Raw genomic sequence first — 22,000 nt, 5'->3', positions numbered from 1 at the left:
CCTTGGTTGGATAGTTGCTTTTATTTATGCCTGGCTTAACGCTGCTCAAGCGGGTAAGAGCGGTAGCTCCACATACCGTAGGTACGAAGTGCGTCGCGGTAGATACCCAGCAGTTCACCCTCAGAAGGAACTTTTAGCTCTTCCAGTGGCTTGTCAGCCGCCGAAACGGTGTCGAAAGTAATGTCTGTCGGACCAGTTTGCCAGGAGGCGATCTCGAACAATGATTGACCGCGGCGAACGTGGCTTGCCGAGCTGATAATCGTCGCGTGGTCGATATCGTGGCGGGCAAGGGCGTAGCTACTGTATAGTGCGTTTTCTACCGTACTGCGGGCATAGTTGTCTTCGATGATGCGGTTGCGGGCAATGCCTTTTTCAACCAACCAGTCGGCCATCAGCTTGCCTTCAGTTTGGTGGTTACGTGGTACACCGCCAGTTAGCACAATCATTGAATTTGGCTGGGCTTTGGCCATTGCCAAGGTCATTTCAAGGCGTTGGACCAGAATGTCATGCATGCTGCCGTCTGGGTTCAGGGCATAGCCAAGGGTCACGATTGCCGTATTACCCTCGTAGGTTTTGTCCTGTTGCTCTTTCAATGGTGTAGCCACAATGCGGTTTACGGTATCGAAGATACGCTGGATATCGGCTGCACGCCCGGCATTGAGGGTTTTGAGCGTGTTCATATGCTCAAGGGATGCTTCGGTATTGCCTTTGAATTGCTGCCACACCGCGAGATAGGCATGGGCATCGACATCCTGTGGCGCGACGGTCAGAACTTGCTCGAATAGCTCAATCGCGCGTTCAACGTTCTTGTTGTAGATCTGGGCATTGGCAGCAGAGATCAGCAAATCGGTACGGTATGGTTCTAGCTGGTAGGCTTCAAGCAGGCGATTTGTCACAATCTCCATGTTGCTTGGCATTTTGGCGGTAAAGCCAGCATGGGAAATTCGGGCTGGCGATTTGAATGCAGTAACGGCATCGGCAAGTAGCTGGTCAACAACCTGGCGCTTGGTAATAAATTGGCTATATTCGGTACTGGCTTGGATACTGTGCTGTGGGGCTGGATCAGCCAGGATAGACGTCGAGGAAAGGCTTAGCAGGCCACTCAGGGCAAGGACAATAAGATTCTTTTTCATTGTTTTTGTTTAATATGCATCACAAGGTGGGCAGCAATATATTGCATTCCTGGTATTAAAATTGTGATCCGGTAATAATTATCCCTACTCCTGTGCGCGTGATATCACAAAGTGATGTCTTGCTTCCATAGTTGCATGATGAATTGGATGTTATTCATTGGCTTTATGAATGCCTGAAAGCTTTCGAGCCAATACTGCGACAGCTTGGTATATCTCATCCGCACACCCGGCATGGTTTCGCAAATCGACTTCCCTTTCTTCGAATTGGTTATTCTTACGGCAATGAAAATAAATTTCATTCAAAATACCGATATCATATTTATTCACAATATGAACGCGCTCTCGGATGAGGCGCGGAAATTGACTGATGGTGATATCTACGAATTTATCATCTATTTCCAGCCAAACATGACTAAGAATATCCGGGTAGTCTGCTAGGTTATTACGACACCAGATCACCTTCGGGTTATAGCCTTGCTCTCTCAAATACATTGCCAGCATGTTGTTGGCTAAATCACAGGAACCATAAGGGAAGGCATTGAGCTCTTGCCAACGGGGAAGGTGACAGTATCGATGTGACTGGGTTTCAATCACTGAAACGAGGGCGTTTCTGAAAGTATGTACATGATATATCAAGTTAATTATCCACTTTTTGCTATATCTAATTTAAGCATAGTCGAAAAAAACACATTTCTTATAAATGAATAAAGTATATTGATTTCAAAAAAGAGTATTCATTTATAATAATAATCACATGAACATAAACTAATTGCTTACCACTTATTAGGTGTATATTAAAAATGGAATGAATTCTGAGTTTTAAGTATTGAGATAGTCATTTCTATGACCTTTATATTGTTGTTGAGAAATGCTTTAACTTCCCCGTTGCTTATGTTTACTTGTATTAGATTTAACCATGAACGAATTGGAAAGAGAAAGGATCACTTTTCTCCTTCATTTTTTATTAATTCATAACGGATGGTTGTTTAGTGCAAATCAATTAATCAAATTATAAAAAGAAGTGGGAGCATTTTTGATGAGTAAGAATACGACTAGGTTAACCAATACGGTGGGAGCAAAGCTCTCCATTCCTCTCGTTATCGGTATTATGGGGGCAAGTGCATTTTCGAGTCAGGTATTAGCTGACGATATGACATACCTTGAAGAGTTTGGTAAAAGGTTGTTTTTCGAGAATATTTCTCTCAACAACAATATGTCTTGCTCGACCTGTCATGAAGGTTCGGCCGGCGGAACTAACAATAACTCTCACATCAACAATACCGAAGTGGCAGTAAGGGGCTCGGATGGAGTCAGTGTGGGGGCCTTGAAGCCGCCAACAAACCAGTATCTACAGTTCTTGGATTATGAACAGGCTTGGAGCAGAAAAGGGGTGCAAAACTTTGATCCAGCCTGTCCGGGGGCAGGACCAGCACCTGATGCGCCATGTGGTGGTGCATTCTGGAACGGCCGTGCCAAAGGAGATGTTATTGAAGAGGAAGGCATCGATGTTTTTGCTGGGTTGAGCAGTGAATATAAAGCGATGTACCAGAAATATCTCGGCCCGTTGGCCGATCAGGCCCATGCCAGCCCATTCATAAACCCAGTTGAGCAGCAAGAACCCACTAAAAGATCGACCTGTATCCAGGTGCGGGACGATACCGAATGGGGGGAACAGCTGTATAAATTTGCCTGGGGCAAAGATCTTAAATGTGGTAAGAGAAACGTTGATAAAGTTTTCGCCCAGTTTGCCGTCGCTATTGCGGCTTGGCAGATGTCGAGTGATAACAACCGTTTTGATTCAAAGCGCGATATTGCACTGAAAAATGATGCCGATGGTCATTTCCCACTGGATGGGTTCACCGATCAAGAAAACTTAGGCCATGATTTATTTTATGGAATTAAGGGGCCAGGAACACCGGGTGACCCTCGACAGGGACCGGGTATCTTTGGCGGTGCTCGCTGTGCGGCTTGCCACCAGAGCGGGAATGATCAGGGTGAGGGCAAGTTTGAACGTTACACCAACGATAGGTACTTTAATATTGGCGTGCCTCGCAACCATAATATTCCCAATGATCCAGAACCCGATGCAGGCCTGACATTTACTACCGGCAATCCGTTTAATGAGGGGCAGCATAAAGTGCCAACTCTTCGTAACGTGGATAAGCGCCCACACGATGGATTTGTCAAAGCGTATACCCACAATGGTTGGTTTAAATCTCTGGAGCAGTTGGTACATTTCTATAATACCGCGACGGTAAAAGCTAGCTGCGAAGATGATAAAAATATCTTCAATGCCACTGTAGAAGAAGCTATAGCGAATGATTGTTGGCCAAAACCAGAGCATAGTTTGACTTTCCAGTTTGCGCAGTTCGGTGTTGGGAACCTGCTTTTAACCGAGGATGAAGAGTTGGCGGTTGTTGCTTACCTGAAAACGCTCAGTGATCAGACACACCCAACCAAGCCGAGCCGTTACAAGCTGCACATCAAGGATCCAAAACGTATGCAGCACAGCACCTTGGGGGGCGGTTCCCATTTCCCACAGGAGCCAGAGCCTAAAGACCCATTTGCTGGTAAGTTCTCATTCGGTAGGTTCTAATGTAACGCAGTAAAAACAGTCTATTAGAAACAAAAAACACCCAAGTGCCTTATCACTTGGGTGTTTTTATGTTCGATGAAAGCTGGCTATTTATGTTTGGCCGATTAACTTGAGGTACTCGGCCTCGGTGTAGTAATCGGCTCTCTCGGCCCTATCTAGGAACACCAAGCCGTTGAGATGGTCCAGCTCGTGCTGGAAGATGCGGGCTATAAAACCTTCCATCTGGGTTTTGACTTCTTTGCCTTCAAGCGTGTCGTATCGTACCTCGATGTGAGAGTGGCGGTTGACCAACGCGCGGATCCCTGGAATGCTCAGGCAGCCTTCCCAGTCTTTTTCCATGCTCTCGCTAGCCCAAGTAATTTCCGGGTTGAGCATCAAGGTCGGCTCCATCATCGGTGCATCGGGATAGCGTGGGTTGGGTCGGGATGCCACGATGAATGCGCGGATAGACTCGCTGACCTGCGGCGCGGCGATACCCACGCCATTATTCTCCAGCATTTTTAGTTGAAGCGCATTGAAGAAAGGGGCGAACTCCTGATATTGGGCGGCCGAAAGTGGTGTGGCGTGCTCGCGTAAAATGGGGTTACCAAGCTGGGCGATGGTGAGCGTTTCCATGGTGCTAGTCCTTTTCACGGTTTCTTGGTAAAGCTTATAGGGCGATAGGAAAAGCGGCAATAGGCGAGAGGGCTGCGCTGATAATTTGATTGTAATGATTTGAAAGATTACAGGCTCTATGAAGAGCCTGTTTATAGGTTGGAGCTTTGGTTGGGAGAGTGGGCTGAACGAACTTACATCATCGCAAACAGCAGGAATACTATGGCGCAGCCAACCAACAAGACCAGCGGGTAGGCTTTGCTGTTGTGCGGCTCATCCTGCGGCTGCTCTTGCATTGCTGCAGCAGCGATCGGCTCGGCATCTGCGGTGTTGGATGCATCTTCAGCGTCTGTTTCAGCTTCTTTTTCATCCGCGCCAAATAGCGCCATCACCTCAGCTTGGGTGCGTGCGGCCAATAGCTGATCGCGGAAATCGTCATCAACCAGCGACGAGGTCAGGGTGGTCAGCACTTGCATATGGGTAGAGCCAGCTTCTGCAAGCGGAATAGCCAGCAGGAAAATCATATTGACCGGCTCGTCGCCATCAAGCCCCTGCCATTGCAGTTCGTCTTTGACAAAGGCGCAGGCAAAGACCGGCTCGGTAACCGCTTCGGATTTACCATGCGGCACCGCGAGGTATTCACCAAGGGCGGTCGGGCCTTCTTCTTCACGCTTTAGCACCGCATCAAGGAATATCTGGCGGTCAGTCAGCTTGCCGGCCTGATCGATTTTATCGGTCAGGGTTTCGATGGCGGTAATGCGGTCATCGAAAACCGCATCGAGCATGATCAAATCAGGTGAGGTTAATTGGGCCAATTTCATGGTCTTGCTCCTTATTGTTCATGCTGCTGATTGGTGTTGGGTACTAACCAGATAAATTGGTACGGTGCCAGTGTTGGCTGAGCAGTGAAGGCTTCGCCGCTGATCAAATCGGTCCCGCCCTGTGCCAAGTTCACTTGCTGGGGTTGGCTGGTTAGGTTGAGAACATAAGTAACGCGCTCTTCGCCTTCACCACGGATCAAACCGAACAAGCCTTTGCCCAGATCCAGCACGGTTTGCTTGGACAGCGGTGAAAACGCGGCATGCTGCTGGCGCAGGTTTAGCAGCGTGATCATTTCACCGTATACCTGCTGGCGCAATGAGCCATGGGTATTGAGCTCGCCTTCCAGCTCGCCGAGGCTGAACTTTTCACGGTTGATTCGGCGGTTGATGCCGGACGTTTCCATGCCCGCTATGTCATTCTCGCTACCCAGGAAGCTGTGGTAGTAGATAGCCGGAACGCCGATAAACGACAGCAACAGTGATTGTGCGGCAAGGAACTTGCGTGCTTTGTCATAGTCGGTGTCGCTTGGCTCGGTGATCGCACTGAGGTAGTTGATATTGAGCTCGTACGGCGACTGGGTTCCATCGCCATTGTGCTTGTAGTTGACTCTGCCGCCTTTGCGTTCGACTTCACTGCACATGAACTGGCGGTCGGCATCGGTCAGGATCCCTTCGGTTGGGCGAACTCCGATCCCATCGTGGCTGGCAAGGAAGTTGAAGTAGGTGGTCTGGCGGCCGGCACTGAGGTTCTCCATTGCTTCGCGGGTCAGCCCTTCAGCCCACTGGGTCAATACCGAGCTGTCCTCGGACAAGAAGGCGTGCAGGGTCAGCGGCGGTAGAGGGAACTGATAGACCATATGGGCTTCATCACCGTCACCGAAATAGGCCACGTTCTCCGGATGAGGCACATTGGTCTCGGTGATCAGCAAGGTACCGCTGGCAGCAATATCCAGTACCAAGCGCCATAGCTTGATAATGTCATGGGCCTGCGGCAGGTGGATACAACTGGTACCTAGTACCTTCCAGATAAAGCCAATCGCATCGAGGCGGATAGAGCGGCCGCCGTTGGCCGCATACATCAACAGGATATCGATGCTCTCTAGCAAGATTTGCGGGTTGGCGAAGTTGATATCGATCTGGTCATCCGAGAAGGTGGTCCAGACATGGGTGGTCTCGCCATTGGCCTTGGTAAACGACGTTAGTAGCGGCAAAGCACGCGGGCGAGTGACACTGCTGTAATCCAGGCTTGGGTCTGATTCGACGAAATAGTCCTGATAGCGCTCATCGCCAGCCAGGTAGCCCTGGAACCAGTCACTGCTCTTGGAGATATGGTTGATCACACAGTCGTACATCAGGTTGAAATTCTCAGCCAGGGCATTGAGCTCACCCCAATCGCCAAGGTTCGGATCAACCTTGCGGTAGTCAACCACACTGAAACCGTCGTCCGAGGTATACGGGAACATCGGCAGGATATGAATATTGCTGATCGCACCCTTGAGGTACTTATCGGCAAAGGCTTTCATGGTCGCCAATGTCGGCTTGCCTTGCTCACTGATGCTGTCGCCATAAGTGATCAGGTAGCTGGTGGTCTGGTCGACCCATGCTGGGTAGGCAGGGGCTTTACCCTGCCATTTGTCGATTAGCGCAAGAATATCTTCAGTGATCTGCGGCGCTTGCTCTTGGCCATAAATATCGGCCACTTTCTGGGTAATGGTTTGGGCAAACATTAGCAATGTTCCTTTTCAGAGGTTGAAGCGACCGTGCAGATCAGGCGCAGGTCGATGGTATTGTTCGGGGCAACAACTGGCTCGGCATCCGCAATCAGTTGTTCACGGTAGTTGACGATAGCGACTTCGGCAAAGCTGTCGAATTGCGACATATCCAAGGTGATGGCTTGCTCTGTTGGGTTGAACAGGCGCAGGACTAGCGCTTTGTTATCGTAGAAAGAGTGCGACACGCTCGACAGCTCAAGTTCCTCTTTAACACTGAGCAAGCTGAACTTTTTGGCCATTGGCTTGGCGTCAAAACGGACTTGGAAGCGCTCGAGACGGTTTTCAAAGCTGTTTAGGCGTTGGCTCTGGTAGCTAAACGGCTGGTTCAAGTATTCGGTCTCCAGCTCGCGGATCACTTGCTGTGAGGCACATTTTGTCATGGCGATAGCGAAACTGAAGCGCATGGATTGCTGCAACTGGGCATCTGGCGTGTATACCACGGTGTTGTTGATCCCCGATGCACGCCCCGGACGCCATAGCAGATCATCTTTGCCTAGGTAGCCAACTGCCTTGAACAAGGTCAGGGCAATCTGGTCGTGCTGGCTGGTGTGAGCCGCTTTGAGGATTTGGTATTCCTTGATCCCGCGACCGTTGATGATAAGGGCCTTGCTAGGCTCAGCTGCATCGCTGGCGATGGCAACAGCACCCTCGGTGGTTTCGATATCTACCGGGCACTCGCGATAGCGCTCGCGCCAGTTTTCCTCTGCGCCGAACAGCACGGGTGTAATTGGGCGCTCAATCGTAGCAAACGGCAGGGTACTGACAGAGCTCGCTGCATTGATATCACTATTGATTAAGACACGCACCCGGTGGTCTTTGACGTGGTTGACGGTATCAATGTCGACCTGCAGGTTGCGTTCGCCATGATGCAAGGTGAACGTTAGCTTGAATACGATTTCGCTGTTGGCATCCCCCTGGCGGCGGTCTTCCAAATCTTGCGGTACCAAGATCCGGCTTTGCAGGGTCATTTGCTGCATCAGCTCTCCGCGCTGGCTGCCAAGCAGTGACAGCGGCTGGGAGTACAGCGGGGTATCGCCTGCCAGCGGTGAGAAATCATAGGAATCACCATCATCCGCTTGGTTTTCAAACTGAACGAGGTTGGTGATGGTGCGACCACTGTGCTTGTCGGTTAGCACCAGTTCGCCGTTCTCCAAAGCAAGGTGCAGGCGGTCGTTTTCGATCTGGGTTGAGGTATCGATGTTGGCTTTGCCCATCGCACTTGCCTCGCAAACCTGTAGGGTCTGGTAACCGAGCGCCGGGATAGCGTTGAGCTTGGCCTTGAGCTCGAAACGGTAATACGGCGGGACAGGGACTTCTTTCTCGCCGTCCTTGGTAACCTCGATAACCTTGCCGCCATCGAGCGTGTCGCGCTTGACCAGCTCAATAGTGACCGCTTGGCCGTTGTGTTCCAGCGTAATATCGCCAAAGGTACTGAACACTACGATATCGGTAATACCGGAATACGGTTTGATTCGGTTGTTGAAAACCATTATCTCGCCGTCGTCGCACACCTGGCTGGCGATGTCCTTGACGATCAGGTTGTACAGGCCGTGGCAGATCTCCTCAGCTTGCTTGAGGCGGTGCATAATATCGGCGTTGGTGGCATCGCTGTTGCAGCCGCCCATGCTGTCGTGGGCATGGCATTCGATGATTTTTTTCCAGGCGATATCAATGAGTTCGGTGTGGACGGTAATACCGTGTGCTTTGGCAATCGCGGTGACCAGCTCGAGCTTTTTCAGCAGGAACTGCTCGATGTCGAAGTTGAGCTTCTTGATGTCGTAGCGCACCGAACCAATCGTTTTATGGATGCGGGTATAGCGCGGGATCTTGAACTCGCCCCTGTAGGTGTCGAAATCGCTGCTGTTATGGCGCAGGTAATCGACATAGTCTTCCATCGACGAAATCACATAGGTGTCACCGGCAGAGCTGCGCTCGGTGGCCTTGGCTAGGATGTCCGGCAAGTTAGGATCGATATTAACCTGATCGCCACCGGATGGGATCAGCACTTCGTCAAGGCCTGCAAGAGCTTTTATTTTCTCGACCATAGGGAAGATTTTGTTGTCGAGGTGGGCAGGTTCGGCCACGATATTTTTCGCCGCGCCGTAGCCGTGTACCAGGTTGTAGGCAAGGATGTTGTCGCCGCCCGGTGACTGCCAGAAAAAGTTGGAACGCTCGACCTGGTGGTCGTAGTCGATGCCGCGCCAGAAGATGATATTGTCAATTCCGCAGCCTTTGAACAGGGTTGGCATCTGGGCATTGTGGCCGAAGGTATCCGGCAGGTAGCCGACCGTCATGCTGTGGCCTAGCTGCTCGGCGACATGCATGCCGTATTTGAGGTTGCGGATAATAGATTCGCCAGCAACGTTGAAAGTATCAGTTTGGGTGTACCAAGGGCCGATAAACAGGCGCTTGTCGCTGACCTGTTTCGCCATGCGCTCGCGCATGTGCGGCATCACTTTTAGGTAGTCTTCAACAATGGCTGATTGTCCATCAAGGTGGTAGCAGCTATAGCTCGACTGGCTTTCCAGTGTCTCGATCACCTTGGTGAAGTTGTAGGTTGCAAGAACATCGCTGTCCTGCTGGGTGAAGTACCACTCACGGTCCCAGTGGGTGTGGGGAATAACATGCACTTTAGCCATGCTGACTTCTCTTCTTTGGTTTAATTCGGTATGACAGGGGCAGTGTTTACCGCCCCTATCTTTGTTGTTTAGGTTTGAATCCGTTTGGGCTAACAAGCTTGTGGCTAGTGGCTGCCTTTAGGCTGCGGCTTGGTACAAAGCAGCAGGGCGATAGCGATAAAGCTTGAGCCAGCAATGACCGAGATGGTGTAGCTCACAGGATCCGATGAGAGGAACCAGCCCCATACTGCCGGCAGTGGTAGGCTCTGCCATACGTTGAGTACAACGGCCAGCTGGGTACCGATGATTGAGCCGAGGATCATAATCGGGATCATTTTCGGGTTTTTCAGAATGAACGGGATAGCCCCTTCCGAGATACCGATAAGGCCGAGCATCAGCGAGGTTTTACCGACCGTTTGCTCTTCGCGGCTGAATACGCGGGGGCGGAACTTGCCGTCAAGCAGGGCAGCGATACCGACACCGATAGGCGGAATAACGATACCCAGTTCACGGGCAATCAGGTCGAAGTTCTCACCCATGCCGTTAAGGCCAAGGGCAACCGAGCCTGCGGCTTTGTTGATTGGGCCACCAAGGTCAAAGGCGGTACCGGCAGCAATGACCATCGAGTAAATACCACGGCCTGCATCACCAGCTTCAGTAAACAGTTTGACCATCGCCATGTTGACGGCACCAAAGAACGGGTTGATCGCGTATTCCATAGTCAACACCATGACAACACCACTGATCAGCGGTACCAGCAGCATGGTTTTCAAGGTGGTAAGCTCAGATTTCACCTTGATGGTGTCGTTGAGGTAGCGAACCAGATAACCAATCAGGAAGCCGATGGCGATAGCACCGAAGAAGCCTGATGGTGCCCATACCTCGATGCCGAAGAAGCGTTTGTAGACCTCGTCGCTCATTACCCCGCCGATAAAGGCCGGTACCAGTGCGGGCTTGCCGGCAATGGAATAGGCGAGGTAGGCAGCGAAGATTGGGTACATGAATTTGATGGTCATGAAACCAAGGCGGTCTAGGGTTTCGACCGGGGTACCGGAGATATCAACGAATTCACCGGTGATCTTGGCGACCGCCATCAGCAGGCCACCAAGCACAACCACTGGTAGCATGTAGCTGATACCTGTCATGATGTGGCCGATAAACACTTGGTAGGCAGAGCGTTTTTCCTGAACCGGTAGAACAGCCCCAGAAGTGGACTTGTCTTTCTCCCGTTTCATGGCTTCTGGCAGCAGGACATCGACATGCTTGATCAATTCCTGAGTGCGTACTTGCAGCGGGTTGGCATTGTCAAAGCGATCCATGTCCATGATAGGTACGTCGACAGCCAGGACAACAGCATCAGCGCTGGCAATGTCGTGGGCGGTCAGTTTGTTTTTGACCCCGTCACTGCCCTGCGTTTCTACTTTGACTTCATAGCCTTGCTTTTCAGCCCAGCTCTGAATTTTCTTTGCCGCCATAAACGTATGGGCGATACCTGTAGGGCAAGCCGTTACTGCGACCAGTTTTTTCTTCGCCATGGTTTCATATCCATTGTTCTAAACTGCAGACAGTATAAAAAGCGGCGATCGGCAAGCGTTATGGTTTCTTGGTACAAGGTGCGTATGACGATACTTTTGAGAGCTTACTCACGGATTTTCATCCGCTGTTCGCGATTAAATACGCCCATCCAATGACGACGTGACGACAATTATTACAATGAATACCTTCCGTGGGACCGAACGCATTATCTATGAGTTTATTATTAGCCACGCTAAGCAATTGGGCGAGATTTCGGCCAAGGAGATAGCAGCTAAGGCGTTGACCACCACGACTTCGGTCAACCGGGTGTGCAAGAAAATGGGCTATGCCAGCTATACAGAGCTCCGCTACAAGCTAGCGGCAGACTTGGCTGGCCAGCGTTCGTCAGCGGAAGACGAAGGGCAAGATCAGGCAGTCATTGCCAAGCTGGCATCTGGCCTCAAAGCCACCAATGTGGTCTACCTCTACTCCCGTGGTGCATCGATTGTCAGTGTGAATTACCTGTCCCGTTTTTTGTCGCTGGCCAATATTCCCCACTTGGTGATCACCGATATTCACCAGCTCACCATGGCTAACGCGGGTATTTTGGTACTGATCAGCAAATCGGGGGAAACCAACGCGGTGGTGGACATGGCCCACAATGCCAAACGCAAAGGAATGAAGGTATTCTCGATTAGCCTGCGCGGCTCAACTTTGAGCCAAATTAGCCATCTCAATGTGAATCTGGAAGAGCAGATCGATGGGATATCGCTGTACAGCCGGGAGAGCCAGCTGCACATATTGGAAGTGGTCGATAAGTTGGGTGAGCAGCTGCTGACGTAGATAGGTGTAAAACTGTTAGTCCACCTGCTGTTTTGTCAACCAACCGGAAATAATTTCAAAAACGTGCGAGTACATCCATGTAACTCCAACCCGCCGTCCATGGCGGGTAGGTTTTGAAATCATTCCCGATAGGTTGCCTGACCATCCGATCGCTTTCAAAGCTTGGGTTCTTCTTAATCATCCATACACATGATCAGCACAGCGGCGAAAGCAAGGAAGGCGGTCATCATTAGGAACACATCGTTGTAGGCCATGATGGCGGCATCACGCTGCATGGTTGACAGCAGAGTCGCTTGGGCCTGCTGCATCGCGGTACCAGCATCACTACCTGCCTTGATAAAGAAATCACTCTGCTGCAACAACTGCTGCCAGCCATTGGTGCTGACACTCGGAAGTGATTCTTTGATGTGCCCGAGGTGTTCCCGGGTTTTGTTATCCAGCAGAGTAGCAATAATCGCGATACTGAATGCCCCACCGAGGTTGCGCATGACATTGGTCAGGGTCGATGCATCTGGTGTGTCGGCTTTGCTGATGTGCTTCATCGCCACCAGGGACAACGGCACCATGATAAACGGACTGCCGATAGCACGCAGCACCATGGAGAGGATCAGCTGCTGGCCGCCGAAATCCACCGTCATGTGGGTGTTGACGTAGCAGCTCAGGCCAAACATGGTAAAGCCGAATGTTACCAAGTACTTGGGTTTGATGAACTGGACCAGCTTTGGCACGATGGGAAACAGCAGCAGCTGGGGGAAGCCCATCCACATCAGTACTTCACCGATTTCCATCGCGTTGTAGCGCTGGATTTGGGTTAAGTAGAGCGGCAACACATAAATCGAACCGAGCAGCGCCATCCCAAGGATCAAATACGCTAGACATGACATCGCAAACTGTTTCTCTCGCAGCAGCCGCAGGTTTACCAGTGGCTTGTCGTGCTGTAGTTCGTTGATGACAAAGTACACCAGGCTCACGCCCGAGATGATCGCCAGCGTGACAATAAAGCTCGAGCTGAACCACTCTTCGCGGTTGCCTTCTTCCAATACCACTTCCAAACAGCCAAGCCCTAGCGCCATGGTGACTATCCCGAACCAGTCGGCTTTGAGCAAGGTGCCTAGGTTGAGCGGCTCGTCATCCAAGCCATAGCGGATCATAGAAATGACCAAGATCGCCGGTGGGATGTTGATATAGAAAATGTAGTGCCATGATAGGTTCTCGGTCAGCCAGCCACCGAAAGTCGGCCCGATGGACGGGGCAAATGTGGCTGTGACACCGAACAGCGCCATCCCTACCGCACGCTTCTGGATTGGTAGAAGCTGTATCACCAACGAGAACGCCAACGGGATCAAGGCACCGCCGCTGAAACCCTGCATAGCACGAAAGACGATCATCGAGCTCATGTTCCATGACAGCGAACACAAGAAGGACGACAGGGTGAAAATTGCCGTGGTCCAGGTTAGGTAACGCCGTTTTCCCAGCGCTTTCGACAGCCATCCGCTGAGCGGGATGGCGATCATCTCGGCCACCAGATAAGAAGTGGAGATCCACGAACTCTCATCCAGCGTGGCTGATAGCGCCCCCTGGATATCTTTGAGTGAAGAGTTGGTGATCTGGATATCCAGGATTGCCATGAACGCGCCAATCAGGCCGCCGAACAGGGCGATCCAGTGGCGGCGAGGCACATGAAGCGTCCCGCTTTCAACAGCATGAACCTGTTGCTGTTGAGCTGTTGTGATATCGGCCCCCATGACTTAGCCCCGTGTATCAACCGTTGCCACGACCGACAAGCCGGGGATCAAGCGGCCTTTCAACCCTTGAGGGTCGGGAATGGTAATTTTCACCGGTACGCGCTGGACAATCTTGGTGAAGTTGCCGGTGGCATTTTCTGGTGGCAATAGTGCGAACTTCGCACCGGTTGCCGGCGAGAAGCTATCGACGACACCTTGCAGCGGTTGGTCCGGGAAAGCATCCAGTTCAACGGTGACAGTTTGGCCTTTGTGGATCCCGCTGAGCTGGGTTTCCTTGAAGTTGGCTTCGATCCATACATTGGAGGTGGGCACCAAGCTCATCAGCGGCATACCCGGCTGAACGTATAGGCCAACCCGCAGGCTACGTTTACCCACGATGCCGTCAACGGGTGCATAGATATTGGTATAGGTAAGATTAAGCTCGGCCTGCTCCAATTGCGCTTGCGCTTCGGTTACTGCGGCCTCGGCCTGCTTGATTTGGCTGGCAATAACCACGAGCTGATCTTTGGCGCCTTGGTAGCTGGCATTGGCTTCTTCGAGCTGGGCGGCAGTCACCTTCTGGTGCGAGGTCATGCTGTCGAGCTCGTCCTGTGACGAGTAATTGCGTTTGAGTAGGCTGCGTGTACGCGCAACTTGCTGCTTGGCTCGCTCGAACTCGGCTTTCGCTGACGCAATTTGGCTTTCTACCTGACGGATCTGGGTCTTTTGCAGCTGCTCCTGAGCATGGAGGTTGTCGATAGCCGCCTGGCTAACAGCTAAATTCGCCTTGGCTTGATCCAATGCCGCTTCGAAGTCACGGTCATCGATTTTGGCCAATAGATCGCCGGCTTTGACCTGCTGGTTATCAGAGACGAAAGACTTGGTGATATAGCCACCGACCTTGGGGCTGATGTTGGTGATATCGCCTTGCAGGTAGGCATTGTCGGTGGATTCGAAATATTGGCCGTAGCCATACCAATAGCCTGCGCCGACGGCACCGAGCGAAAGCATGATCAAGGTAGCGATCAATGGTGCTTTTTTCTTGTTGCGTTTTGGAAGTGCTGTAGGTGTGGTTTGTGGCTGGTTAGCATTGGCTGCTGCAGGCGCTTGGGGATGATCGGCCATTTTATCCTCTGTGTCTTATAAGAATTGGCGTTCGGAAAGTGTTTCAAATTGTAAATGATCTCGATTGGTTGATAAGATAAGAAAAAAGGGAAACACTGTTGCACAAATCTTACTAATGGTTGAAAGGCGGGGTTGTGATGGACTTGAATTCTGTAGCGATTTTCTCACAAGTTGTTGATTGTGGTAGTTTTACTCAGGCCGCAGATGCTCTTGATATGACCAAGTCGACGGTTAGCCGAAAAGTTGCCGAGCTGGAAGAGCACCTAGGTGTGCGTTTGATCACGCGGTCGACCCGCAGTTTGATCCTGACACCTGAAGGAGAAGCTTTTTACCAGTCGTGTGTACAGATGCTTGAAATCATGGGACAGGCTGAGCTTGAGGTCAGCGCAAACCAAGATCTGATCCGCGGCCGGCTATATGTGGTGATGCCGGTGGAGTTGGGGCATCAGGTGATGGGGGGTTTTCTCAATGCCTTTTTGAAACAGTACCCGCATGTGTCGCTGCATGTTGAAATGACCAACCGTGAAGTCGATATCATTGGTGAGGGGATCGATCTCTATGCTCAAGTGGGCGAGTTGGATGATTCCAGCCTAGTGTCGAGAAAACTCACTGAATCTCGTCGGGTTTTGGCGGCTAGCCCAGAATATCTCGAACAATATGGCATGATCACCGCTCCGGAAGAGCTCAAGCCGCCGCATCATCAAATCAAGATCCATAACAAGGCTGTGAAATTACCCAACTGGCACCTGATGCACGAAGGGGGAGAAGTCAGTATCGATTTGCCCTACCGCTTGAAGGTCAATACCATCACCGCTTCCCTTTCGGCTTGTCTGGATGGACTAGGTATTGCTGTACTGCCTGAGTTTATCTGCCGTGAACATTTTGCGTCGGGAAAACTGTTTCAGTTGTTACCGCAGTGGGATATGCCGTTGGTGCCGGTCAGTTTGGTTTATCCGCAGCGAAAGTTGATGCCCAAGCGGCTGCGGGTGCTGGTGGACTTTTTGGTCGAGCAGTTTGAACTGCGGGTGAAAACACAATCTGCAAATTCAGCCACAAGCACAGCCAGCCAATAGCACTGAGTTAGTTTGAAGCGAGTTGCTGTTCGCTAGTTGCATCTGCGTCAGCTTCCAGTTCGACACTGGCTAAATCATCGACTTCGGCATCAAGGATCTGGTAGCCCTTGAGCTCCATGCAGCGGCGCAATACCAAAGACTGGGTTTGGGTCGCTTTGACCGAACCGATAGCAGCACCGGTTCCAGCGCCAAGCGCCAAACCCCAAACCATACTCTCGCCCATACCGACATCATCGGACAGCAAGCCACCAAGTGCACCTGCTGCGGTACCGATCATCGCCATATTGGTGGCACTGGTGCGCACTGCTTCACTTTTGTCGACTTCTTGGGTTTTCTCGCGGCATTCAGCCAAGTCTTGTTCGTACTCGAGCTGGGTTTTGTCATGGGAGCCGACAACTGGCGCAGCATTGTATGAGCAGGCAGAAAGTAAAGCGGTACACATCAGTAGGGCTACATTTTTCACAGGTCTGTTTTCGCTGGCCGAAGAGAGATGGCCGCTATGGTAGGGCGAAACGCTATGTTCTTCAATACAGTGTTTTTTATTTTTTGTTTCCTAATGCTAACAGAGCAATATTTAGGCACTTGGACGGAAATATTTACAATGTAAATTGAGGCTATCCGTTACATCCTGTGGCGGTAACCGACTGTAAAGGCGATGTCGGTACTGTTGTCCATATTAAAGACATTTTCGATCATCGATAGCTCTATCGCACCACTTTGGGTGTGATAACGATACCCCAGCAAGAATTCAGTAGACGGCTCGCTCAAATCCGATGTCGCGTCACTGGCCCCTTCATACACATGTATTTCGGTAAGAAAGCGGTGCTTGGGGCTGATCTGGTATTGGTAACTAACACCGGTGGCAAAGGTGAATTTATTGTATTTGATTTGGGCCAGCACCGCGTCATTATGGCGATAGGAAACGCCGAGCAAAGTATAAACACTGTGTTTGCCGGTTCGGTAGCTGTAGTTGAGCTGCAATGCCTGCTCGAAGTTGCTGGTTTTGAAAGGCCCGCTACCCGCATAGTTAAAATACAGCGTTCCTCCCAAAGACAAACCATGGTGCTTGTTCTCTAAAATCTGGTAACTGGAATAGAGAGAGAAAGCATTGCTGATGGTGTCCCCTTCGAAGTCGTGGATCTCCACACCGTACTGCGGTACCGAGATATCAAAGGAGTGGTCATCAACTTCATCACGGCCATTTTGGCCGATGCCGAACCAGTCGTGGAAGGCCTTGGTTAAGGTATCTAACCGATTATTGGCGGCAAAGCGCCAAGTGTAATCAAGCTCCAACGTCCATTGATTATTTAGCTGCCAATAGCCGCCGATGGAGAGAGCATTCTGGTAATAGTCGGCGCTGTAATCATCGGTGTGCGCCCAGACACTGGCTATGGTACCGGTGGTATAGAGTTCAACAGTATCTGGTGCATGGCTAAAGCCAGTTCTGACTAACGGTGTAAGGGCATTGGATTGAAGAGGCGATTGGGCATAGGTTTTCAGCGGGCCATAATCGGCGAAGCGAGGATCATCGTTGGCATAGGCGTGGCCTGCGAATAGTGGCAGTGATAGAGCAATAAGCGCTGAGTAATGCTTATAGTTTTTATCCATAGGGGAGCCGATGCAGATGTAATCTTGTCCTTTGCCCCGTTGTTATACTCAATTTTGCTGTCGCTGCGCTAAATAGGTAACAAAGCAATGCAAAGATTTTCAAGATGTTGAATGTTCATTATAGCTCTCCGAAAGGGGGACGCTGGTTTAAATGTGATACGCCCCTTCAAGCTACAAAATGATATGCGGCAAGTAGCGCGACATATCCTGGGTGATCCGTGAGCGGTCTTCGCGGATGGATATTCCGCCGGCATGATCGTCGACCAGCCAGCTGCCGATCAAGGTGTAGGCGTTGTTGAATTTAGGCAGCGGATGGTAGGCCTGGTAGATCACCCCCTCATCGCCATAAGGCCCATCGACGCGCTGGGTCTGTTTGCCGTTTTCGACGATAGTGATATTGGCCCCCTCGCGGGCAAATATTGGCTTGATGACATAGTCCTTGAGCTCGCCAAGCCCTGGATCATCGGCAAAATAGGCCGGTAGCAGATTAGGGTGTCCCTTGAATTTGTGCCATAGCATGGGAAGCAATGCCTTGTTGCTCAATACCGATTTCCACATTGGCTCCAGCCAGTTGATGGGATTGGCTGGTAGGTATTTGGCGTATTCTTCGCGCAGCATGAACTCCCACGGATAGAGCTTGAACATCCAGCGGATGGGCTTATCGGTCATATCGGTAAATTCTTTCTTGCCGTTGATACCGATATCCTCAACAAAAACAAACGATGTCGACAGGCCTGCTTCCTTGGCACAGTCCTCCATGTATTGCACTGTACCCCTATCCTCGACGGTATCTTTGCAGCAGGAGAAGTGAAGGGTCTGGCCCGGTTGCTGGCGTGAAAGCGTTTTGAAGCGCTCAATCAGCAGCTCTTGTAAAAGGTTGAACTGATCAGCATCGCGGCGGATCGCGCCGCTGTTGACCATATCTTCCAGCCATAGCCACTGCCAAAAGCCGGTCTCATACAGCGAGGTTGGGGTATCTGCATTGTTCTCGTACAGTTTGGCAAAGCCGGTACCGTCGTAGGCAAAATCGAGCCTGGAATAGAGTGAGGGCTCTTTACTGCGCCATGAGTCCAGGATGGGTTGCCACATCGCCTCTGGGATCTGGAATCGTTGTAGCCAATATTCATCCGCGACGACCTCATCAACCACCTCGAGGCACATCTGGTGGATTTCCTCGGTGGGATCTTCCAAATCCCGCTCAATCTGCTGCAGGGTAAACTGGTAATAGCCGGTTTCGTCCCAGTAGGGCTCGCCATACATAGTGTGAAAACCGAAGCCATATTCCTTGGCAAGCTCTCGCCAGTGAGGGCGTTCTTTGCTGTTGATCCTTAACATGTGCTTTCCTAGATGTTCCCGATGTGAATGCTTTGAAGTGAAAACTTCAAAGTAAATGGCTCGAAGAGACGTTGCTGCCCAGTATGGCATGGGATCAAGCGAAAATAAGTCAGTTGTAATGAAAATTTAGAGATGGGACAACATCGCCTTGGCAGGGAAATAAATCAGCCAATGAATGAGTAAAATATAAACAAAATTGAGTTTTATGGTTTTTACTTACCACCATTTGCATCTTGTTACACACGCTTATTCCTGTACATATTTCATGCGCGCTAGATTGATATATGTCACATTTTTGTGTGTCCTGCGGGGTATAGTAGCCCCGTTAAATTCAGGTTGCATGCTTCGTACCTGTAAGGTTTAACATCACTACAAATAATCGTTCGGGTAAGTTACTGGTAAATAGTTATTGTTCACCGTTCCTTGAGTAAGCCACTTGGCCAGCCAACCTTTTGCTTTAACTTGGTGCTTACCCATTTTTTCCTTTTCTCTTTTGCTTCCTCTGTTGATTTGCTGCCCGCCCGCAAGCGGACAGGCAACATTCCCCTATGATTTATTGTTGAGTTTTGATCCAGTTTTCAATACTGGTTTCAACCACTTCCATAGGCTGATCGCCGTATTTCAGTAGCTGATCATGGAAGGCGGCCCACTCGAACTGCCCGCCTAGCTCGCTCTGTGCTTTATCGAGCATCTCTTTGATCACCAAGTAACCGGATTTGTATGATACGGCTTGACCGACATAGGCCGCGTAGCGGTAGCTTTCCGATTCGATGTCACCGTTACCCAGGGCGGAGTTAGCATCCATATATTCTTGAGCTTGCTCTATGCTCCAGCCCTTGGCGTGGATACCAGTATCGACCGCAAGGCGCATGTTGCGAAGCTGGGCTTCGTTGAGGCTGCCGAAATACTGCAGGGCATTACACTCCTCAGCATCTTTATAAATACCGCCCTGGAAAGTGGTGTAATCCAGGTCAGGCTTGCACATCCCGGTGGCGTTGACGAACGTTGGTTTGCCGTCGTCGTTAAGCTCACCATAAATACCCATCTCTAGGCCCAGCCATTCGGTATAAAGTGCCCAGCCTTCAGCATAGGCGGTATACCAGACGCCCTTGATGTAGTCAGGTTTATCCGCTGGTGGGTATTCGATGGAATAGGCATTCTGGAAGTGGTGACCCGGTGCGGCTTCATGTAGCAGCAAGGTGGAAACATTCCATTTCTGCAGGCTGTAATCTGGGTGGGTGTTGAGGTTGAATTCGTTGTTACCGTATGAAGCGACACCGTCATAAAGCTCGCGTGCCGCTGGGACAGGGACGATGGTGTAGTCGGTTTTGATAGGCTTGAAGTACTTGGCAACGACGTCATTGGCGTCACGCTTGAAGATGTTGTAATCGACTAGAGCGGCTTCACAGGCACTCTGAGAAGAAGCAGCCTTACACAGTTCGGCGTAGTCGGTGCCGGAGACATTCTCGCCATCGCGGCCATAGAAGAACTGTTCGCTGTTGAGGTAATCGAAGAACGTATTGAGGTTGATGTTGCCGCTATCATCGGCCAGGACAAAGGTCTTCTCTGTGATGCTATCATCGTTTTCGCGCCATTTGGCTTTCACCGAGTTGCCTCTTTTTTCCACGATTACTTTGGCCACTCTCAGCATTTCTGCTTTGGCATCGGCAACCAGGTCTTCGCCAAGTTGGCTCAATTCCATCGCGGGCTTGCCAGTGGTACTGTTGCGGTCCAGTTGCCACTGGTACCAAGCTTGGCCATTGGGCAGATCGCCCCAACCAATGTTGGTATCAGTATCTAAGCCTGTACCCCGAGCATCGTTAATATAATCAGTCTTAAGGAAGGCGATTAAACTGCTTACTGCATTGGCAGCATCATCTGTTGCCTTTTCATATTCGGCAATAAAACTGTCGTCGTATTGGTCGCTGTGGCTCTCAATGTCGCTTAGGCCTAAGCGAAGAAGCCCATAAGGGTCGCTATCTACGGCCAGGGCTTTTTCGGTACTTTCAACTAAACGGTTGGTTAGTACTACAGGTAGACGAGCCTTGTCGACGATTCCCATGGCATATTGTGAATGCAGGTTATTGGTCCAGGCGGTGAACTCTCGGATAACCTGAAGGTGTTTTTGGTAATCTTCTGGCGTTTTTTGTACTGCGCCTGCAGTGGTGGCGTTCCAATCAATGTAGTTGTAGAAGTGGGTAATTGGGATATCAAAATTACCGAAGCGGGGGTTGGGCAGCGAAGCTCCGCGGATAGCAATATTGCGGTCGAATTGGAAGGTGTCGTAGTAAATCTTATCTTCGTCTGTTAATGCGCTGCGGTCGAGATTCTCTAATTTGTCCAGGTACATGCGGTCCACCGCTTGGCGTGAACTGGCCATTTGGTCGGTGACTTGGCCGAACTGGGTACTATCCAGGGTATTGATAGCATCTTGGTAGCCGTCAAAGACAGCTCGCATCTGCCGGGCGGGATCTTCTGTTTGTTTTGGTTGTTCAATATAGGTGGTTTCGTCGTTACAGCCGGCAAGTGCTGTTAGAGCCATTATGGCAAGGGCTACAGGGCGCAATTTGGTCGTGTTCATTATATTCCCTCATAGAATTTGATCGTATCTTGTTTTGTTGTCATCCCGTGGGATGCTAAGAGGGTAAAGGCTTTGGCTGTGAGGTTGTTGAGAGCCCGATCACGGCGGCACCGCCTGCTTTATTATGCGCATTTTGCATAATAAAAAAGTGTGGTTAAGTGGTGACGTTCTATTCCTTTGGCTATGAATTTTACTGTGCAACCTACCATTGGCCTGCATAGTTGCGCGTTTGGGTGAATGTTAATCATTGAATATAGCCAAGTGATTTTTTGCTGTATTTGGGCGCAAGGTCATGGTTTGCCATCAAATTGAGACATGCGTGTCGAAATATATTCACAGATTGTGTTGTGGTGGTTAACCAGCCATTTGTTGTGAGCTCTTTTCAGTTATTATCAGCCATAAGCTTGCCACAGCTTATAGCGAAAAGTAGTGGAAATGGGAAAGAAAAGGTCTCTTCAATTCGTTGGTTAGTGATGGTAGGAGGGAAAGAGACCTTTGTACCAATGGCGGACGCTAATTTCACGTAATGGGTACTAACATCCCGAAGGAATGCAAGAGAAAGAGTATGCGATTTATTTAGAGTAAAAAATCTAAATGATGAATAAGTGAACAATTATCTTTGCGGGCAAAATTGTGCGCCTGTCGTAAAATGGTAAGTCTAT

Annotated in this window: 16 protein-coding genes; 3 read left to right on the top strand and 13 right to left on the bottom strand. The window is 50.5% G+C overall.

Translation table 11 applies throughout. The features are described 5' to 3' along the window. Positions 1 to 35: 35 nt before the first annotated feature. Entirely contained in the window at positions 36 to 1,133 is a 1,098-nt protein-coding gene (locus tag R2X38_RS12665; protein ID WP_317522607.1) for an ElyC/SanA/YdcF family protein, read from the bottom strand. Positions 1,134 to 1,283: 150 nt separating this feature from the next. After that, positions 1,284 to 1,769: a hypothetical protein gene (locus R2X38_RS12660; protein ID WP_317522606.1), complete on the bottom strand. Its 486-nt coding sequence runs from the start codon at positions 1,767 to 1,769 to the stop codon at positions 1,284 to 1,286. A gap of 400 nt (positions 1,770 to 2,169) precedes the next feature. On the opposite strand from R2X38_RS12660, the gene R2X38_RS12655 reads away from it, so the two are divergent. Then, positions 2,170 to 3,729: a cytochrome-c peroxidase gene (locus R2X38_RS12655; RefSeq protein ID WP_317522605.1), complete on the top strand. Its 1,560-nt coding sequence runs from the start codon at positions 2,170 to 2,172 to the stop codon at positions 3,727 to 3,729. 90 nt (positions 3,730 to 3,819) lie between these two features. Here R2X38_RS12655 and def read toward each other — a convergent pair whose 3' ends face one another. From def to R2X38_RS12630, 5 genes are all read right to left on the bottom strand, one after another. Continuing rightward, positions 3,820 to 4,344, bottom strand: coding sequence for a peptide deformylase (def, locus tag R2X38_RS12650; RefSeq protein ID WP_317522604.1), 525 nt, complete (start codon positions 4,342 to 4,344; stop codon positions 3,820 to 3,822). A gap of 173 nt (positions 4,345 to 4,517) precedes the next feature. Next, a complete protein-coding gene (locus R2X38_RS12645) occupies positions 4,518 to 5,144 on the bottom strand; it encodes a fructose PTS transporter subunit IIA (protein ID WP_317522603.1) in 627 nt (208 codons plus the stop codon). Positions 5,145 to 5,155: 11 nt separating this feature from the next. Beyond that, entirely contained in the window at positions 5,156 to 6,871 is a 1,716-nt protein-coding gene (locus R2X38_RS12640; protein WP_317522602.1) for an alpha-amylase family glycosyl hydrolase, read from the bottom strand. Then, positions 6,871 to 9,555: a glycoside hydrolase family 38 C-terminal domain-containing protein gene (locus R2X38_RS12635; protein ID WP_317522601.1), complete on the bottom strand. Its 2,685-nt coding sequence runs from the start codon at positions 9,553 to 9,555 to the stop codon at positions 6,871 to 6,873. The genes R2X38_RS12640 and R2X38_RS12635 overlap by 1 nt, the downstream gene beginning before the upstream one ends. A gap of 104 nt (positions 9,556 to 9,659) precedes the next feature. Beyond that, positions 9,660 to 11,069, bottom strand: coding sequence for a PTS fructose transporter subunit IIBC (locus R2X38_RS12630; RefSeq protein ID WP_317522600.1), 1,410 nt, complete (start codon positions 11,067 to 11,069; stop codon positions 9,660 to 9,662). Positions 11,070 to 11,247: 178 nt separating this feature from the next. On the opposite strand from R2X38_RS12630, the gene R2X38_RS12625 reads away from it, so the two are divergent. Further along, entirely contained in the window at positions 11,248 to 11,892 is a 645-nt protein-coding gene (locus R2X38_RS12625; protein ID WP_317522599.1) for a MurR/RpiR family transcriptional regulator, read from the top strand. 173 nt (positions 11,893 to 12,065) lie between these two features. Here the strand turns inward: R2X38_RS12625 and R2X38_RS12620 are convergent, their stop codons facing one another. Next, positions 12,066 to 13,637, bottom strand: coding sequence for a DHA2 family efflux MFS transporter permease subunit (locus R2X38_RS12620; protein WP_317522598.1), 1,572 nt, complete (start codon positions 13,635 to 13,637; stop codon positions 12,066 to 12,068). A 3-nt stretch (positions 13,638 to 13,640) separates the two neighbouring features. Further along, on the bottom strand, positions 13,641 to 14,627 hold the full coding sequence (locus R2X38_RS12615; protein ID WP_317522803.1) for an HlyD family secretion protein: 987 nt from the start codon (positions 14,625 to 14,627) through the stop codon (positions 13,641 to 13,643). Positions 14,628 to 14,878: 251 nt separating this feature from the next. On the opposite strand from R2X38_RS12615, the gene R2X38_RS12610 reads away from it, so the two are divergent. Then, positions 14,879 to 15,814 (top strand): LysR family transcriptional regulator, encoded by a 936-nt coding sequence (locus R2X38_RS12610; RefSeq protein ID WP_317522597.1) that lies wholly within the window; start codon positions 14,879 to 14,881, stop codon positions 15,812 to 15,814. Between the two features lie 7 nt (positions 15,815 to 15,821). Here R2X38_RS12610 and R2X38_RS12605 read toward each other — a convergent pair whose 3' ends face one another. The 4 genes from R2X38_RS12605 to R2X38_RS12590 all read right to left on the bottom strand — a co-directional run bounded on the left by R2X38_RS12605 (position 15,822) and on the right by R2X38_RS12590 (position 21,338). Further along, a complete protein-coding gene (locus R2X38_RS12605) occupies positions 15,822 to 16,277 on the bottom strand; it encodes a glycine zipper family protein (RefSeq protein WP_317522596.1) in 456 nt (151 codons plus the stop codon). Positions 16,278 to 16,435: 158 nt separating this feature from the next. Continuing rightward, positions 16,436 to 17,422: a DUF3187 family protein gene (locus R2X38_RS12600; protein WP_317522595.1), complete on the bottom strand. Its 987-nt coding sequence runs from the start codon at positions 17,420 to 17,422 to the stop codon at positions 16,436 to 16,438. 171 nt (positions 17,423 to 17,593) lie between these two features. Continuing rightward, positions 17,594 to 18,757 carry a glutathionylspermidine synthase family protein gene (locus tag R2X38_RS12595; protein WP_317522594.1) on the bottom strand — a complete coding sequence of 388 codons (1,164 nt, stop codon included), beginning with the start codon at positions 18,755 to 18,757 and terminating at the stop codon, positions 17,594 to 17,596. Positions 18,758 to 19,310: 553 nt separating this feature from the next. Then, entirely contained in the window at positions 19,311 to 21,338 is a 2,028-nt protein-coding gene (locus tag R2X38_RS12590; protein WP_317522593.1) for a DUF885 domain-containing protein, read from the bottom strand. Between the last annotated feature and the right edge of the window lie 662 nt (positions 21,339 to 22,000).

The organism is Photobacterium rosenbergii (assembly GCF_033022775.1).
Taxonomy (GTDB): Bacteria; Pseudomonadota; Gammaproteobacteria; order Enterobacterales; family Vibrionaceae; genus Photobacterium; species Photobacterium rosenbergii_A.
This window is presented reverse-complemented; position numbering and strand designations above follow the sequence as displayed.

What these genes read in the sequence shown, in the direction of transcription:
- R2X38_RS12665 (WP_317522607.1), bottom strand. Translation starts at nt 1,133, where the DNA reads ATGAAAAAGAATCTTATTGTCCTTGCCCTGAGTGGCCTGCTAAGCCTT.
- R2X38_RS12655 (WP_317522605.1), top strand. Translation starts at nt 2,170, where the DNA reads ATGAGTAAGAATACGACTAGGTTAACCAATACGGTGGGAGCAAAGCTC.
- def (WP_317522604.1), bottom strand. Translation starts at nt 4,344, where the DNA reads ATGGAAACGCTCACCATCGCCCAGCTTGGTAACCCCATTTTACGCGAG.
- R2X38_RS12645 (WP_317522603.1), bottom strand. Translation starts at nt 5,144, where the DNA reads ATGAAATTGGCCCAATTAACCTCACCTGATTTGATCATGCTCGATGCG.
- R2X38_RS12640 (WP_317522602.1), bottom strand. Translation starts at nt 6,871, where the DNA reads ATGTTTGCCCAAACCATTACCCAGAAAGTGGCCGATATTTATGGCCAA.
- R2X38_RS12635 (WP_317522601.1), bottom strand. Translation starts at nt 9,555, where the DNA reads ATGGCTAAAGTGCATGTTATTCCCCACACCCACTGGGACCGTGAGTGG.
- R2X38_RS12630 (WP_317522600.1), bottom strand. Translation starts at nt 11,069, where the DNA reads ATGGCGAAGAAAAAACTGGTCGCAGTAACGGCTTGCCCTACAGGTATC.
- R2X38_RS12625 (WP_317522599.1), top strand. Translation starts at nt 11,248, where the DNA reads ATGAATACCTTCCGTGGGACCGAACGCATTATCTATGAGTTTATTATT.
- R2X38_RS12620 (WP_317522598.1), bottom strand. Translation starts at nt 13,637, where the DNA reads ATGGGGGCCGATATCACAACAGCTCAACAGCAACAGGTTCATGCTGTT.
- R2X38_RS12615 (WP_317522803.1), bottom strand. Translation starts at nt 14,627, where the DNA reads ATGCTTTCGCTCGGTGCCGTCGGCGCAGGCTATTGGTATGGCTACGGC.
- R2X38_RS12610 (WP_317522597.1), top strand. Translation starts at nt 14,879, where the DNA reads ATGGACTTGAATTCTGTAGCGATTTTCTCACAAGTTGTTGATTGTGGT.
- R2X38_RS12600 (WP_317522595.1), bottom strand. Translation starts at nt 17,422, where the DNA reads ATGGATAAAAACTATAAGCATTACTCAGCGCTTATTGCTCTATCACTG.
- R2X38_RS12595 (WP_317522594.1), bottom strand. Translation starts at nt 18,757, where the DNA reads ATGTTAAGGATCAACAGCAAAGAACGCCCTCACTGGCGAGAGCTTGCC.
- R2X38_RS12590 (WP_317522593.1), bottom strand. Translation starts at nt 21,338, where the DNA reads ATGAACACGACCAAATTGCGCCCTGTAGCCCTTGCCATAATGGCTCTA.